We start from the raw sequence: 16,193 nt of genomic DNA on the forward strand, positions 1-16,193 counted from the left end.
CCAATGCGGCACGCCTTCGGCGAAGCGAGTAGACATGCCGACTTACGAAAAAATGACCGCCTCCCTAAGATGGCGTGCTGTTTGTCTGAAGAAGGAGATCATCATCGTGCAAAACACGTCCACCTCTGCCTCTGTTCACCGGTCACGACCGGCCGTCCCCCATCCCTGGCCGGCCATCGCCGCGCTGATGATCGGGGCTTTCGTGGGCATGCTGAGCGAGACCTCGCTCAATATCGCCCTGCCCAACCTGATGGAGAGCTTCCAGATCCCCGCTGCCACCGTGCAATGGCTGGTCACGGGGTACATGCTGGTCATCGGCATCGTCCTGCCCTTCTCCAGCCTGATCTCCAAGTGGTTCACCACCCGGCAGACCGTGATCTTCGGCCTGGTCGCCTTCCTGGCAGGATCGGTGGTCTCGGCCATGGCCCCCACCTTCCCCGTCCTTCTGACGGGACGGCTGATCCAGGGCATCGGCACCGGCCTGATCCTGCCGCTCATGTTCACCGTGGCCATGCTGATCTTCCCGCCAGCCCGTCTGGGCACGGTCATGGGCATGTGCGCCCTGGTCATCATGTTCGCTCCCGCCATCGGCCCGACCCTGACCGGGATCATCCTGGGCAAGCTGACCTGGCACTGGATCTTCTGGTTCTTCACCCCCTTCCTGGTTGTGGCTCTGGTCTTCGCCGTCTGCTTCCTGAAGAATGTGGGGACCATCACCCACCAGCGGCCCGACCTGGCCTCCATTCTGGAATCCATTGTCGGCTTCGGCGGACTGGTGGCAGGTGTCAGCCTGGCCAGCCGGTACGGATGGCTCTCCCCCGTCACCCTGATCATCCTGGTCGTGGCCCTAGTAGCCCTTGTCCTCTATATTCGTCGTCAGCTGGGCCTGGAACACCCGGTGCTCAACCTGCGCATCTTCTCCATCCCGGCCTTCCGCTACGGCGCCACCCTGGTCATGCTGGACTTCGCAGTCATCCTCTCCTCCATGTATCTGCTGCCCCAGTTCCTGCAACGTGGGCTGCTCCTGCCCGTGGCCATGACCGGCATCCTCATGCTGCCCGGCGGGGCCATCAACGCCCTGGTCTCGGCCTTCGCCGGCCGGCTCTACGACGGCTTCGGGGCTCGTATGCCCGTCCGCTGCGGCTTCCTTGTCGCCCTGCTCGGCACGGTCATCCTCCTGTTCACCGGCCCGCACACCCCTGTGGCCCTGGTGGTGGCGGCCCACATCATTTTGATGATCGGCTGCCCACTGGCCATGTCACCGGCCCAGACCTACGCGCTCAACTCTCTGAGCGGCCCGCAGTCCGGCGACGGAAGCACCATCATCAACACCATGCAGCAGATTGTGGGAGCCGTGGCCACGGCCGTCACCACCTCCCTGCTGGCCATGGGCGAGGGGCAGGCAGCCGGAGTTGACAAAGCCCAGGCCTTCACCAGGGGCACCCACTACGGATTGATCTTCACCCTGGTGCTGATTCTGGCCGCTCTGGCCGTCTCCCTGAAGGTGCGCAACTTCTCCCACGCCGAGCAGCCAGAGGCCGAACGGGACATTCAGCAAGCTCCAAGTTCGCACCGCTAGCTTGGGAGCGTCCCTGGCTAGACTGGAGGACGGCGACCGGACTTAAGGCCCGCCATCGTGGGCCGCCCGGTCATCCCTGGAACGCTATCAGGAAGGGTGTCATGTTCGTTCTCAAGAACGCCTGGTTCACCATCAGGCGGCATGCGGCGCGGAGCCTGGTCATGGTCCTGGCCTGCCTGGTCGTGGCGGCTCTGACCACGACGGCGGCCACCGTGCTCCAGGCTGACACCAAGGCACGCACCACAGACTACGAATCCCAACAGGTGGATGCCGTCATCAGCCCGCGCAAGGGAACCAAGGCCTCTCCCCTGGGCTGGAACGAGTATTCCAAGTACGCCCAGCGCCTGCAGATGGACGGCATGCAGTACAAGGCCTACTTCCATGAGACCGCCGACATCAGCCCGGAGGGACTGCCCCAGTCAGGCACCTACTCCCTGGTGGGCGTCTCCGACAAGGAGGCCGAACCCACCCTGCCTCACGGCCCCTTCGCCGTGGATCAGGGCAAGGGGCTGGACTACGCCTCCCAGAATGCCTCCGGCGCCCAGACCGTGCTGATCTCCAAGCAAATGGCGCAGGCCAACAAGCTCAAGGTGGGCGACACCCTGACCATCAAGGATCCCCGCCAGCAGGATCAGCAGGTCAAGCTGACCATCTCCGGCACCTACCACTACCGCAAGGCCGCCGATCAGACAGCCAACCGGGCCATTTACACGGCCTATCCCACTTTTGCCATGCTGGGGCTGGATGCAGCCACCAAACCCGGAGACCCCGGCCATGAACTGCTCGTGGCCTTCGTCCTGGATTCGCCGAGCACCTACCAGAAGTTCATCAAGGAGCTGCGCAAGGACGGGCTCAAGGCCTCGCAGTACGACATCGACTCCCCCAGTCTGAAGAACTACCAGCGGCGGATGGAGCCGGTCCACCGGGCCGCCGACCAGGCGCGAATCGCCATTATCCTGGTCTGCCTGCTGGGCGGGCTGGTTCTGCTGGGCTGCCTGTTCCTCATGCTGCGCGGCCGTGCCAACGAAATCGGCATGGCCATCACCATCGGGGTCCACAAGGCTCGGCTGGGTTGGCAGTTCGCCCTGGAGACCCTCTTGCTCACCCTGCCCGGACTGGTGCTGGGCCTGGCTCTGGGCACCGCGATCAGTCGGCCCCTGGGCCGGTCGCTCTTCCGGCTGGGGAGCCTGGCCAGCATGCCGCATGCTGGTCTTATCTGGAAGATGATCCTGATTGGCCTGGCCGTCTGCCTGGTCCTCGCTCTGGCAGCAGCCGCCAGGGTAGCGGCCTTCAGAACCGCCCAGCTATACACCAACGACCTGGAGGACGAGGCATGAGCAAAAAGACATCGGACCAGCAGCCGGACGAAAACTCCCAGGAAAAGGCCGAGACCAAGGCCGCCGATCAGAAGCAAGCCGCTCAAGCAACGGCCGATGCCGAGCGAAAAGCCGACGAGAACACCAGCACCGAACCGCTGCCCGAATCCGGGGAAGAAGCAGCCACTCAGACGGGCGAAAAGTCCGAGGAGGATGATTCCTCTGAAGAGGACGTGTCGATGGCTGCCTTCAAGGTGGTCATCGAGCAGGAAAATGCCGAAGATCCCGACGGCGATCGGGAGGAGGACCCGCTGCTGGAGACCGATGAACAGCGGATTCTGGTTCCTGGCGGCTACCCGGTGCTCTCCCTGAAGCATGTGGATTACACGCGCAAGGTCCAGGGTCGCCCCGAACAGATCCTGGACGATGTCGATCTGGAATTCCAGCGCCGCCGCATCTATTCAGTGGAGACCACTACGCCTTCCGGACGGGCCGCTCTGATGGCCCTAATGACCGGTCTGCGCGCTCCTACCCAGGGCAGCGTGCTCTTCCGGGGCACGGACCTGCGCCAATTGCTGGCTTCCGACTATCGCGGCCATCAGATCGGAGCCATCTTCGGCACCGATGCCCTGAGGCGCGACCTGACCGCCGTACAGAATCTTGTCTACACCATGGAGGCCAGCGGACGCACCTTCCTGGGCCCCAAGGACAATCTGGCCCGTCAGCTGCTGGACGAGGTGGGCTTCCCGGAGCGCCTGCAGGACAAGCTGACGGCTGATCTGGGCCACTTGGACTTCCGCTTGGCCTCCGTGGCCCGTGCCCTGTGCTGCGAGTGCGACGTGCTCATCGCCGACGAACCCACCGAGGGGCTGGAGCCGAGCGACTGGGACACCCTGCTGGCCACCCTGAAGCGGGTCTCCCGCCGTCATGACTGCGCAGTGATCATCCTGACCTCCGGCGGTTCTGACACCGTGGACGAGGGCACCTACGACGACCGATTCATCGTCGATTGAGCCCCAGCCTTCCCGGCCGGGGACGGACAGCACTGCACTGATTTGTTCGGTCATCACCCATGAGGAGTGGATACCCCGGGTCATGACCGAACAAATCGGTTCATGCAACAATGACCCACACCGGCAAGGGAGGGTCATCCTGCATCATCACCATGGATTCGGACCCGTTCGGGAGGTCGGCGTCAAGGAAGCCATATGGATTACCCCAGGGCTGCTGATCGCTCAGAACGCCTGGCTGGCATCCCAAGGCCGTCCCTCATGGGCCCTGTCAGCCCCACCGACTTTGTGGCTGGATGAACTGGACCAGTCCCTGACCGAACGCAGGATTCTGACTGTGACGGCAGAAACCATCCTGACCTGGCGTCGGCTGCCATCGGGCTTGGGACAACGTCCCTGGTCGCAGCTGGCCGCCGGCCGGGTATCGGGCCTGCCTGCGGCCCGACGGACCCTTGAAGGCCTGCAGAGCGATCTGCGGACAGCCCCTGCGCAATCGCTGATTCGAATCCAGACCCACCTGCCCAATATCCATGAGGAGTGGCGGGTCATCATCGACAGGGATCGAATCGCGGCCTCCAGCGGATACTGCCTGCATGAGGACGAGGGCTCTCGAGCCATTACCACGGTCTTCGACGGCGCCATCTTCGATCCCAGGCATCGAACGATCGCCGAGAACTGCGCCCTCCAGGCAGCCAAAGGTCGATCTCCTGCTCCGATCAGCGTGGATCTGGCCTTCCTCCGTGGATCGGATCGGCCTCTCGTCCTGGAGGGAAACCCGGTCTGGTGCGCAGCCCCTTACGCTTACGGGCCGCAGGGCATGGTCTCGTTCTTGAAAGCCGTAGCGACCTGCCGGACCGATCCAGTCGATCCCTATCAACCAGACCCGTGGATGCTGCGCGAATTCGGCGGCCGCTTCCGCAGTTCCTGGGGGCCGGCCCGGCCGGATCAGACGATGGTCATGCCGTAGTGCTTGGCCAGGGGCTGCAGATCCGGCACCCCATACCGGGCCACCAGTTGCCTCCAGCGGGCCAGGTTGTCAGGACCATACTTGGCTGTGCGCTTGGCGGCAGTGGGCTCGGAGACGAAGATGGGCGGCTGGTGCTTGCTGTGGAACTTGTCCGCATACATGACCACCTCCTGCTCAGGGTTGACCGGCAGGTAGTCGTCAGGCGGCAGGTTCAGATGCTCCTCCTCAACCTGGCGGCGGGTCAGCCCCACCCCGGTATGGTTGCGGGCGAACTGGGCCACCGACTCGTCCACCCCAGCGTCCAGCAGCAAGTGGTAACCCTCCAGCCCATGTTCGATGTACCGCTCGCCCTGGAAGGTCAGGGGGCGGCCCTGGGAACCATCGTCCTTGAGGATCCGGTAGGTACCGATGTCGTGCAGCAAGGCGCCCGTGCGGACCAGGTCACGGTCCAGAGGCCGCTCGGGCAGAACCCCGTCAGGATCATCATCACGCAGCAGGCGTTCGTTGACCTGGTCGGCCATACGCACCGCGAGGGCGGCAATGATCTGGCAGTGGGTGTGTATCAGTTCATAGGCGGCTTGGGAGGGCGCATACTGACGGTGCAGGGCCTCGGCCATGGGAACATTGGGAATCATACCGACCATTCTAGGGATTCCTGCCGCAAATGTGACCTTTGCGACGCTTATGCACACTTCAGCGGATAATCGGCCCTGCCCTTCTGCCGCCGACAGTACACTAGGAGCCACAGCATTTCACGAGGAGCACTATGGACACTTCACCACTTGTGCGCTCCGCCGACCAGCCCGCTCCTCCAGACGAGGACGGCGGCCGACAGGCGCCCTGGCACAACCCCCTGCTGGACCCGCGCGATCTGCGCATGCCGCGCATCGCGGGCCCCAGCTCATTGGTCATTTTCGGCGTCACCGGAGATCTGGCCAAGAAAAAGCTCTTGCCGGCTGTTTATGACCTGGCCAACCGGGGGCTGCTTCCAGCCAGCTTCGGGCTGATCGGCTTCGGACGGCGCGACTGGAGCGACCAGCAGTTCGTCGCCTTTGCGGAGGAGAACGTCCGCGCCCACTGCCGCACCCCCTTCAACGAATCCACCTGGCGACATCTCAGCCAGGGCATGCGCTTCGTCAAGGGCAGCTTCGACGATGCCGAGGCCTTCCGCCGCCTGTCGGCCACCGTCTCGGAGCTGGATCGGGTCCGGGGCACACGCGGCAACCATGCCTTCTACATGTCGGTGCCGCCCAAGGCCTTCCCCCAGGTGGCCCGTCAGCTGGCCGAGTCGGGGCTTTCCCACTCCAAGGAAGGGGCCTGGCGCCGCGTCATCATCGAGAAGCCCTTCGGCCACGACCTGGCCTCGGCCAAGGAGCTTGACCGGGTGGTCTCCGAGGTCTTTGAGCCGGATTCGGTCTTCCGCATCGACCACTACCTGGGCAAGGAGACCGTGCAGAACATCCTGGCCCTGCGCTTCGCCAACATGATGTTCGAGCCGGTCTGGAACTCCAACTACGTCTCCCACGTGCAGATCACCATGGCCGAGGACATGGGCATCGGCGGCAGGGCCGGCTACTACGACGGAATCGGAGCAGCCCGGGACGTCATCCAGAACCACCTCCTGCAGCTGATGGCCCTGACGGCCATGGAGGAGCCGGTCTCCTTCTCAGCGTCGGATCTGACGGCTGAGAAGACCAAGATCCTTTCTGCTGTCCGTCTTCCCAAGGACCTGGCGGCCCACACTGCTCGAGGCCAGTACACGGCCGGCTGGCAGGGGTCCCAGCACGTGGTCGGCTACCTGGACGAGGACGGTATCGACCCCTCCTCCACCACTGAAACCTATGCGGCCATCAGGCTGGATGTGGACACCCGCCGCTGGGCCGGCGTCCCCTTCTACCTGCGCACGGGCAAGCGCCTGGGCAAGCGGGTCAGCGAGATCGCCATCGTCTTCAAGCGTGCCCCCCACCTGCCCTTCGAGGCCACGGCCACCCGGGAACTGGGCGCCAACGCCGTAGTCATCCGCGTGCAGCCCGACGAGGGCGTGACCATGCGTTTCGGGGCCAAGACCCCTGGCTCGGCCATGGAGGTGCGCGACGTCAACATGGACTTCTCCTACGGGCGTTCCTTCACCGAGGCCTCCCCCGAGGCCTACGAGCGGCTGATCCTGGACGTGCTCCTGGGAGACCCGCCCCTCTTCCCTACCACCGAGGAGGTCAATCTCTCCTGGAAGATCCTGGACCCCATCGAGGAGTTCTGGGCCGGACAGGGCCAGCCCCAGCCCTACCGAGCCGGCACCTGGGGTCCGCGGGAGGCTGATCTGATGCTGGCCCGCGACGGATACCACTGGAGGATGCCATGATCGTCAGACTGAACAACACCACTACCTCCGCCATCGCCCGGGAGATCGACGAACTCCACGTTGAACGCGGGGAGGCCGCCCAGGGACGGGTGCTGACCCTGGTCATCATCACCGAGCAGGCCCATCTGGAGACAGCCCTGGAGACCATAAACGCCGCAAGCCGCGAACATCCCTGCCGGGTCATCGCCATAGTGACCGATGCCGAAGACCATCAGGCCGGTCAGGATGCGGACCAGAGGACCGCTGCAGCACAGACCTCTGATGACTGCGTCTCCTACAAGAACACCGACCACAACGGGGATCGCACGCTGGATGCCGAAATACGTTTCGGCTCGGATGCCGGTGCCGGCGAAGTGGTGGTCCTGCGTCCAGTGGCAGCCCTGCTGGACCATTCCGATGCCCTGGTCATTCCCCTCCTGGTGCCGGATGCGCCTCTGGTAGTCTGGTGGCCCACCAATCCGCCCCTGGATCCCTCGCAGGATCCCATCGGGACCATGGCCGCCAGCAGAATCACCGATGCCATGGAGGCCGACGATCGCCAGGCCACCTTCGCCGGGCTGCTGGCCCATTCGCACGCTGAGGACGTGGACCTGTCCTGGACCAGGATCACCATCTGGCGAGCGCTGTTGACCTCCATGGTGCAGCAGCCGCCCCACCTGCCCATCCGTTCGGTCAGGGTGACCGGCCAAGCCCACTACCTGCCGTTGGAGCTGCTGGCCTCCTGGCTGGCTCTGAAGCTAAAGGTGCCGGTCACTGTCGAGCGCGACCCGCAGGCTCAGGCGGTCACCGGCGTCTACTTCGAACGTCCGGACGGGGTCATGAGCATGGAGCGCCACCATGACGACCAGGCCCGGATCAACCAGCCCGGTCAGGCCTCGCAGACCATCTCCATGCCCCTGCGCTCTGCCGTGGACTGCATGAGCGAGGAACTGGGTCGACTGGATCCTGACGAGGTCTATCAGGAGGTTATCCACACCGGCTGGGGAATGGTTGACCACCAGTAGACCTCTGCAGTGACTCAATTCATATGCAAACGTCTGGGTGTAGGCTGAGGCCAGCTTCACCTGCATGCAAGGAGGATCAGATGACCGATCGTCGTGTCGTGACTTATGCCACAACCAAGCTGCTCAATCAAGCCACCGCAGCCCGGATCCTGCTGGAGCTGGGCGACCTCCTGGCCCGTCAGGACCGGGCCGACCTGGCGTTGACCGGCGGCCGGGACGCTGCGGAGGTCTATGCCCTGATGGGCGCTGATCCCCTGAGCCAGAGCGTGGACTGGAGCCGGGTCCACCTCTGGTGGAGCGATGAGCGGTTCGTGGGACTGGAAGACCCGGACCGCAACGACGAACAGGCACGGCGGGCCTGGTATGGCTCGCTGATCGACCAGGGGCTGCTGCCCCAGGCCAACGTGCATCCCATGCCCGTGGACACCCGCAGCCCAGCCCAGGTGGAAGCCGCTGACCAGGAGGAGAACGAACAGGCTCTGGCCCAGGCGGCAGCCACCTACCAGCAGGAGATCATCGACCAGCTGGGCCCTGAGGGCCATATGGACCTGGCTGTCTTTGGCGTGGGACCCGACGGCCACTATGCCTCCCTTTTCCCCGACCGGTCCGAGGTCAGATTGCAGGATGACGATCTGCTGGTGACGGGCGTCAGCAACTCCCCCAAGCTGCCGCCGCTCAGGGTCACCATGACCACGCCATTCATCCGCCGGACCCCCAAGGTCTGGCTCTTCACCTCAACCGCTGAAAAGGCTTCGGCCGTGGCTGCAGCCCTGGGAACCACAGACGACCCCCATGTCCCCTCCTCGTATGCCAGGGGCACCCTGGAGACCCTCTGGCTCCTGGACGCTGATGCCGCCTCGAAACTGCGCTGATCCTTCAGCAACAAGAGCCTCTACAGATTTCAGGACTCCGAAGATTCCTCATCCGCAGCAGGGACGGAGCTTTCGGAGTCTTTTCTAGTCATTTGTTCGATAGCCCGGTCGGATTCGTCGACGATCCAATCCATGGCGTGGCGGGCACCCTCTGCATCGCCCCGCCGTATCAGCGCAGCCACGTCCCCGTGCAGCCGCAGCGCCTTCTCATCAGCCTTCCTGGGCATAAGCTCATGCCGGGTCCGCCCAGACAGCACTGAAGCAATCACATCGCCCAGGGCCGCGAACATAGCGTTGCCCGATGCCTCAAGCAGGGTTCGATGGAAGGTTTCGTCAGCCCGAAGATAGTCCGGCCCGTCGGCCCGGTCAGCGTTGGCAACCATGTCAATGGCGGCCCGCGTCAGCTTCGCCCACTGATCCTGATCAGCGTGGCTGGCTGCCAGCTGGGCAGCCATGGGCTCCACGCATGCCCTGAGCTCGGACAGCTCATGCAGGGTTCGCCCCCGGCCAGGTCCGCGCAGCCTCCACTCGATCACCCGCGGATCATAGATGTTCCAGAGCCGACGGGGGTTGACCGTGGCACCGACCTTGCGTTTGACGGTGACCAGACCCATGGCTTCAAGAACCCTGGTGACCTCCCTGGTCACCGTGCGCGAGGGCCTCTGGCTATCCAGATTAGGGGCAGGCAATCGGTCGCCCGGAGCGATGGCGCCATCGACGATGGCCGCCCCCCACTGGTCCAGGAGCCGGTCATGCAGGGTGCCTTCTGTAGCGGTTTCGTCCTCAGGCTTGCTCGCGCTTTCCACGAATTCCACTCTAGCAACCGGGCTCGTTCCCAAAGGGATCAAACGATTCTGCAAACAAGCGGAGGCTCAATCCTGTCCTCAGCATGCCATCTTCCAAACCGTCACAGGTTCGTGTAAGATATGGTCTGTTAAGGCATACGTAATATCACACTGTCGATATTATGTAATGCAAAAATAAGAGCCGGAAAGCTGCTCAGGCCGAACGGTTCGCATCCTCAGAGAAGAGGCAGCAATGCTTTTAGCGTCGCAGCCGACAGCCGGCGGGTACCTGACCCTGGCGGCGAGTCAGGCCGTTTCCCTGAACACCACCCAATTGGGCATCAGTCTGGTGCTCAGCCTGGCAGTGCTCATTTTCCTGGTCACCGTCGTTAAGCTTCACCCCTTTGTCTCCCTGCTGGGTGCCGCCCTGGTGGTCGGCATCGGTTCCGGCTATGGTCCCGTGGCCACCCTGACCAGCTTCACCGGCGAGTTCGGCTCCACCATGGGCTCCGTGGGCATTCTGATCGGCCTGGGAGCCATGATCGGCAAGGTCCTCATGGACACCGGAGCCACCGACCAGGTGGTCAACACCCTGGTCGCCAAGTCCAAGCCCGCCACCATCCCTTGGATCATGGCCCTGATCGGCGCCCTGATCGGCCTGCCCATGTTCTTCGAGGTTGGCCTGGTCATCCTGGTCCCGGTCATCATTCTGGTGGCCCGCCGTACCAAGCTCCCGCTGATGCGGGTGGCCATCCCCACCCTGGCAGGCCTGTCCATCATGCACGCCTGCGTGCCTCCCCACCCCGGCCCCCTGGCAGCCCTGAGCCAGTTCAAGCAGACCGGCAATGTGGGCCTGACCATGATGTTCGGCATCCCCTTCGCCCTGATCACCCTGGTCGTCGTGGGCCCGGGCTTCTCCCGGCTGGCCTCCCGCTGGGTGCCCATCCAGGCACCGACCGACTTTGTGGCCAAGAGCGAGCAGGCGGGCAAGGAGGAGACCCGACTGCCCTCCTTCGCCATCTCGGTCTGCTGCATCCTGCTGCCGGCAGTCCTCATGCTGCTGACCTCCATCTTCGAGATCGCCATTCCCGGCTTCAAGGATCGCACGGACGGCCTGGCACAGACCATCAACTTCATCGGCAACCCGGTCATGGCCCTGGCCATAGCACTGATTGTCTCCATGCTGGTCCTCAAGGCCGCTTCGGGCATCTCCTGGAAGACCGTCAATGACTCCCTGGGAGCCTCGCTGCCCGCTGTGGCAGGCATCCTGCTGATCGTGGGCGCAGGCGGCGGCTTCAAGGGCGTACTGGTCTCCACCGGCATCGGCAAGATCATCGGCACCTTTGTGGAGCACTCCAACATCTCCATCTTCCTGCTGGGCTGGGTCATCGCCGTCTTCGTGCGCATCGCCACAGGCTCGGCCACCGTCTCCATCCTGACCACGGCCGGCATCCTCAGCAACGCCATGACCATGATGCATGCCGGCTCCACGGCCACTACGCTCCTGGTCATCGCCATCGGCGCCGGCTCCATCTTCCTCTCCCACCTCAACGACGCAGGCTTCTGGCTGATCAAGGAGTACTTCGGCCTGAGCGTTGGCGAGACTCTGAAGACCTGGTCGGTTCTGGAATGCCTGCTGTCGGTAGTGGTTCTGGTTCTGGTCATGATCGCCAGCATCTTTGTGCCCATCACCGCCTGAACATCATTGTCAGATTACTTTTCAGAAAGGTTGCACATGGTCGACACATCATCAAAGAATTCCGACGCGCTGAGCGCAGAGGATCACCCGGAGCCCCAGGTCCCCTCGGCAGTGGACAACACGGTTCCCCCGGACTACTTCCAGGGCCGCACGCCCGTTCTGGTCATCATGGGGGTTGCCGGCTGCGGCAAGACCACCATGAACGAGCACCTGGGCAACAAGCTGGGCTGGGACATGGCCGAGGCCGACGACTTCCACCCCCAGGCCAACATCGACAAGATGGCCCGCGGCATCCCCCTGAACGACGAGGACCGTTGGCCCTGGCTGGACAGCATCCATGATTGGATCGAGGATCACATGCGCCGTGGGGTGCCTGGGACCGTCACCTGCTCGGCCCTGAAGCGGATCTATCGTGACCGGTTGCGGATGCCTGGGGTGGTTTTCATCCACCTGAGCGGGGACTACGACTCCATCATGGAGCGGCTCTCCAAGCGGAAGGGCCATTTCATGAAGCCGCAGATGCTCCGCTCCCAGTTCGACGATCTGGAGCCCCTGGGACCGGACGAGGTCCACCTGACCATCGACGTGGGTCTGCGCATGTCGCCCGAGATCGAGGCCGAAGAGGTCATCGACACCCTGGGCCTGCAGTGCGACGTCAAGGCGCACACCGCCCAGGTTCAGGCCGAGCGCGCCCGGCAGGCAGCCCGCCAGTAGCACCGACGATTCGGCCCGACCGCGGCCGACCACCAACCATCGCGGTCAACTTCACACTGTTGCAGTCAATGGAGAGGAACTGACACTATGAAGATTGGCATGATCGGCCTGGGACGCATGGGCAAGAACATGGCGGACCGCCTGCGCACCGGCGGCCACCAAGTGGTCGGCTACGACATCGCGCCGGACTCGGGCAGGGATGTGGACAGCCTGCAAGCCCTGGTCCAGGCCCTCGAGGCCCCCCGAGTGATCTGGGTCATGGTCCCGGCCGGCAAGCCCATCGAGTCCACGCTCGATCAGCTGGGTGAGCTGATGGAGCGCGGCGACCTGGTAGTGGACGGGGGCAACACCCGATTCACCCAGGACCAGGAGCACGCCCAAGCCCTGGCCGCCAAGGGCATAGGCCTGGTGGATGTGGGCACCTCCAATGGCATCTGGGGCAAGGAGAAGGGCTACGCCCTGATGGTCGGCGGATCGGACCAGGACGTGGCCCGGATCCAGCCCATTCTGGACACCCTGAAGCCCGAGGGCGACTACGGTCTGGTCCATGCGGGAGGAACCGGTGCGGGCCACTATGCCAAGATGGTTCACAACGGCATCGAGTACGGGATGATGCAGGCCCTGGCCGAGGGATATGCGGTCCTGGAGGCCTCGGACCTGATCAAGGAGCCAGGCGAAGTGGTGGAGTCCTGGCGTAAGGGTTCGGTCATCCAGTCCTGGCTGCTGGACCTGCTGGCCCAGGCCCTGAAAGAGGACCCGCACCTGAGCGGAATCGCCGGCAAGGCCGATGAGACCGGCGAGACCAAGTGGATGATCGCGGACGCCCTGGAGCTGGGGGTGCCCACGCCGGCCATCACCTCGGCCCTCTATGCCCGCCAGTCCTCCAAGATCGAGGACCCCATGACCATGAAGGTGGTCTCCGCCCTGCGCAGCGCCTTCGGCGGCCACCCCATCGTCAGGGAGTGACCGGGTTCCGGGCCGGGTACCAGTAGGATCCTACCTGCGGACGGACCTGGACCATGGCGCCGTCATCGGCGAAATCCAAGGGAGCGAAGACGATTTCGCGATGACAGCCGTCGCCCCGGCCGTCCTTGGCGAACCTGTGGTAGGCCACGATCCAGTCGTCCTGGCCTGGCACACGGGTGATGCAGTGGTGCCCTGTAGCCAGGATCCCCTTGGCATGATCAGCCTTGATCAGGATCTGGGGCGCGGTCCAGGGCCCGTCCAGCGATGGCGCCTTGGACCAGCGGATCCGGTAGCTCGGATCCCTGGTGTCGTTCTCCGACCAGGAGGCATAGTAGGTGTCTGCCCGTCGGCAAACAGTGATGGCTTCGCGGAAGTTGTCGGGCACAGCGGAACGCACTGAGCCATCTTCCAGACGCAGGCCGTCCGGACTCAGCTGCCCCAAGTAGGCACGGCCATTGCCCCAGAGCAGATAGGGCACATCGTCGTCATCCACAAAGACCGAGGGATCGATGGGCAGGCAGTCGTAGTCCCCCCGGGCGATGAATGGCTCCTGGGCTGCCCGAAAGGGTCCAGTTGGCCCAGGAGCGACAGCCTGGCCAATCTGCCCGTCGGCCACAAAATACAGAATGCAGCGTCCCTGGCGCACCAGCAGGCATGGAGCCCAGGCACCCTGTCCTCCATGCCACCAGGGAACCTGGTCCAAGTCCAGGATTTTTCTGCGGGTCCAGTGGCAAAGGTCCCCGGATTCATAGACATAGAAGGCATGCGAGGACCATTCAGGCAGACCGTCCTCGGTGCAGTAGAGGTACCAGCGGTCCCCGATCATGACCAGATCCGGGTCCGCACAGTAGCGATGCAAGGGGTTGCTCGCCAATCCCATCCCCTTCGACCCTTGATGTGCGCTTGCGAATTCCTCCATGGACTGTGACTCCGATTCCTTACGAGTGCGGCGGCCGGAACCTCCGACCGCCGCCATTGACTACGACCTTGCGACCGGCCGCCTTACCCCTTGACTGCCCCGGCAACCAGTCCGGAGACGATCCACTTCTGGCAGAAGATGAAGAAGACGAAGACCGGGATCAGGGCCAGGACCGTGATGGTCATGAAGCTGGGCCAATCAGTGGTGAACTGGCCGACTGCGTTGTAGACCTGCAGGACGATGGTGCGCAGGTTGGAGCTGCTGATGAAGACGTTGGCCGTCATGAAGTCGTTCCAGGTCGACATGGTCTGGAAGACCACCACCGTGGTCAGGATGGGCCTGATCAGAGGCAGCACGATGCTCCAGAAGATCCTTAGGGGGCCGGCCCCGTCGATCCTGGCAGCCTCGATGACCTCGAAGGGCAGGGACTGCATGTAGCCCACGATCAGGAAGTAGCAGAAGACCGCACCGCCCAGGTACATGATGATCAGGCCCAGGAGCGTGTTGACCAGCCCCACGCTGGACTCCATCCGGTAGAGGGGGATCAGGGTGGACTGGGTGGGAATGACGAAGGCGATCATGAGGATCACCCCGATGACCGAGGTGAAGATCGACTTGCGCTGGATCATCCCAGCGTGGTCTTGGACCCGTCAGCGCCACCAGCCCCGCAAGCACCCATGGCCGACACCACCATGCCGACCCCCAGCGCCGCAGCTATGCCCTTCCATGCTCGCTTCAGCTTCATGACTCCTCCTTGCAATCAATCCTCTGAGCATCCGTCCGGGCTGTTCAACGTCGAGGCCCGGGAATTGACACGATTCACCTGCTGTCACCATATGGTATAGCACGTTGGTTGAATCGTGTCAATTACATCCTGATAAGGCCACCCGCGTGCCTAAGATAATGGCTGAACCCCGGGAAAGGTGCGAGATGGTGACGATGAGCGATGTGGCCAAGGAGGCGCAGGTCTCTCGGGCCACTGCCTCCTATGCCCTTCGAGGCGATACACGCATAGCGGATGACACCAGGCGCAGGGTCCTGCTTGCCGCGCGCAAGCTCCGCTACTCGGCCAACCTGTCAGCCAGAAGCCTGCGCTCAGGCAAGAGCGGCATCATCGGGGTGGCCATCTTCGAGCTGGACAAGCCCTATCCTGCGCAGATGAGTGCGGCCATCTCCCGGCAGATCAACGCCCACGGCATGCAGGCCATCATCCAGCAGACCTCCAACTCCAAGCAAGACGAGGTCTCCATACTCCGGCATGTGACCAGCCAGCTCTGCGACGGCACCATCTTCAGCCCAGGCAGCATCACCAACGAGGAGATGCAGGAGCTGGCCGACGGCAAGCCTCTGGTCCTGCTGGACGACCCCTCGGCCCAGCCGGTCTTCGATTCGGTCATGACGGCCGGATTCGAGGGAGCCGCCATGGCTGTGCGGCACCTGCTGGACTGCGGATGCCGACGAATAGGCGTAGTGGGTTCCGACATGACGGACAGCGCTGATCCGGTCCAACGATATTCGGTCCGCGGCCGCAGGGTAGCCGGCTGCCTGAAGGCTCTGAAGGACGCCGGAATGAAAGCCCGCCCCAAAGACTTCCTGCCCCTGGACCGCTGGGACGGGGAGATGGCCCGCGATCTGGGCCATCATCTGGCGGAAACATCCGGCCTGCCCTTTGACGGCATCTTCTGCATGACCGACTCTCTGGCCTTAGGTCTGATTCGAGGACTGCACGAATGCGGCGTGGAGGTCCCCCGAGACCTGGCCGTCGTGGGATTCGACGGCATCCAGGAGGGAGAGTCCTACATACCCTCGCTGACCACCATCAGCACCGACAAGGAGGATCTGGCCCGCAAGGCGGTGGATGCCCTCCTGGCCCGTCTGCAGGGCGACGACGATAGTCGTCCTCCCACTCGGACGACTGCAGCCTGCCGGCTGGTGGTCCGGGAATCCACAGCCAAGATCCGTTGACAGGTTGACAAAAGGGTCCGCGCTGCCGATTGAGCGGC

14 protein-coding genes and 1 pseudogene are annotated in these 16,193 nt (G+C 63.7%); 11 read left to right on the plus strand and 4 right to left on the minus strand.

Features of this window, described 5'->3' with window-relative positions:
• The first annotated feature begins 34 nt into the window (after positions 1 to 34).
• The 4 genes from ACUIAH_RS05285 to ACUIAH_RS05300 all read left to right on the plus strand — a co-directional run bounded on the left by ACUIAH_RS05285 (position 35) and on the right by ACUIAH_RS05300 (position 4,872).
• Entirely contained in the window at positions 35 to 1,579 is a 1,545-nt protein-coding gene (locus ACUIAH_RS05285) for a DHA2 family efflux MFS transporter permease subunit (protein WP_445340576.1), read from the plus strand.
• 101 nt (positions 1,580 to 1,680) lie between these two features.
• Positions 1,681 to 2,916, plus strand: a complete 1,236-nt coding sequence (locus tag ACUIAH_RS05290; RefSeq protein WP_445340577.1) for an FtsX-like permease family protein — start codon at positions 1,681 to 1,683, stop codon at positions 2,914 to 2,916.
• The gene (locus tag ACUIAH_RS05295; RefSeq protein ID WP_445340578.1) at positions 2,913 to 3,908 is read left to right on the plus strand and encodes an ATP-binding cassette domain-containing protein; all 996 of its coding nucleotides are present in this window, start codon (positions 2,913 to 2,915) and stop codon (positions 3,906 to 3,908) included. Before ACUIAH_RS05290 ends, ACUIAH_RS05295 begins: the two co-directional genes overlap by 4 nt.
• 82 nt (positions 3,909 to 3,990) lie before the next feature.
• Positions 3,991 to 4,872, plus strand: a complete 882-nt coding sequence (locus ACUIAH_RS05300) for a hypothetical protein (RefSeq protein WP_445340579.1) — start codon at positions 3,991 to 3,993, stop codon at positions 4,870 to 4,872.
• Here ACUIAH_RS05300 and ACUIAH_RS05305 read toward each other — a convergent pair.
• Complete coding sequence (locus ACUIAH_RS05305) at positions 4,851 to 5,516, minus strand: HD domain-containing protein (protein WP_045923884.1); 666 nt, start codon at positions 5,514 to 5,516, stop codon at positions 4,851 to 4,853. The two genes, ACUIAH_RS05300 and ACUIAH_RS05305, sit on opposite strands and share 22 nt — an antisense overlap.
• Before the next feature lie 233 nt (positions 5,517 to 5,749).
• Between ACUIAH_RS05305 and zwf the strand changes: the two genes are divergently transcribed.
• From zwf to pgl, 3 genes are all read left to right on the plus strand, one after another.
• Complete coding sequence (gene zwf, locus ACUIAH_RS05310; RefSeq protein WP_231575765.1) at positions 5,750 to 7,231, plus strand: glucose-6-phosphate dehydrogenase; 1,482 nt, start codon at positions 5,750 to 5,752, stop codon at positions 7,229 to 7,231.
• Positions 7,228 to 8,235, plus strand: coding sequence for a glucose-6-phosphate dehydrogenase assembly protein OpcA (locus ACUIAH_RS05315; protein WP_445340580.1), 1,008 nt, complete (start codon positions 7,228 to 7,230; stop codon positions 8,233 to 8,235). The genes zwf and ACUIAH_RS05315 overlap by 4 nt, the downstream gene beginning before the upstream one ends.
• Positions 8,236 to 8,315: 80 nt before the next feature.
• The gene (gene pgl / locus ACUIAH_RS05320; protein ID WP_445340581.1) at positions 8,316 to 9,107 is read left to right on the plus strand and encodes a 6-phosphogluconolactonase; all 792 of its coding nucleotides are present in this window, start codon (positions 8,316 to 8,318) and stop codon (positions 9,105 to 9,107) included.
• A gap of 29 nt (positions 9,108 to 9,136) precedes the next feature.
• Here pgl and ACUIAH_RS05325 read toward each other — a convergent pair whose 3' ends face one another.
• Entirely contained in the window at positions 9,137 to 9,913 is a 777-nt protein-coding gene (locus tag ACUIAH_RS05325) for a FadR/GntR family transcriptional regulator (RefSeq protein WP_445340582.1), read from the minus strand.
• A gap of 232 nt (positions 9,914 to 10,145) precedes the next feature.
• Between ACUIAH_RS05325 and ACUIAH_RS05330 the strand changes: the two genes are divergently transcribed.
• The 3 genes from ACUIAH_RS05330 to gnd all read left to right on the plus strand — a co-directional run bounded on the left by ACUIAH_RS05330 (position 10,146) and on the right by gnd (position 13,271).
• Entirely contained in the window at positions 10,146 to 11,591 is a 1,446-nt protein-coding gene (locus tag ACUIAH_RS05330; RefSeq protein WP_101431850.1) for a GntP family permease, read from the plus strand.
• 36 nt (positions 11,592 to 11,627) lie between these two features.
• On the plus strand, positions 11,628 to 12,305 hold the full coding sequence (locus tag ACUIAH_RS05335; RefSeq protein WP_082067524.1) for a gluconokinase: 678 nt from the start codon (positions 11,628 to 11,630) through the stop codon (positions 12,303 to 12,305).
• An 87-nt stretch (positions 12,306 to 12,392) separates the two neighbouring features.
• Entirely contained in the window at positions 12,393 to 13,271 is an 879-nt protein-coding gene (gene gnd, locus ACUIAH_RS05340) for a phosphogluconate dehydrogenase (NAD(+)-dependent, decarboxylating) (protein ID WP_445340583.1), read from the plus strand.
• Here gnd and ACUIAH_RS05345 read toward each other — a convergent pair.
• Complete coding sequence (locus ACUIAH_RS05345) at positions 13,261 to 14,151, minus strand: family 43 glycosylhydrolase (protein ID WP_445340584.1); 891 nt, start codon at positions 14,149 to 14,151, stop codon at positions 13,261 to 13,263. The two genes, gnd and ACUIAH_RS05345, sit on opposite strands and share 11 nt — an antisense overlap.
• A 122-nt stretch (positions 14,152 to 14,273) precedes the next feature.
• A pseudogene (locus ACUIAH_RS05350) lies at positions 14,274 to 14,822 on the minus strand (carbohydrate ABC transporter permease); the annotation flags it as partial.
• Between the two features lie 298 nt (positions 14,823 to 15,120).
• On the opposite strand from ACUIAH_RS05350, the gene ACUIAH_RS05355 reads away from it, so the two are divergent.
• Positions 15,121 to 16,155, plus strand: a complete 1,035-nt coding sequence (locus ACUIAH_RS05355; RefSeq protein ID WP_445340585.1) for a LacI family DNA-binding transcriptional regulator — start codon at positions 15,121 to 15,123, stop codon at positions 16,153 to 16,155.
• Positions 16,156 to 16,193 lie beyond the last annotated feature (38 nt).

This window comes from Bifidobacterium sp. ESL0820 (assembly GCF_052606235.1).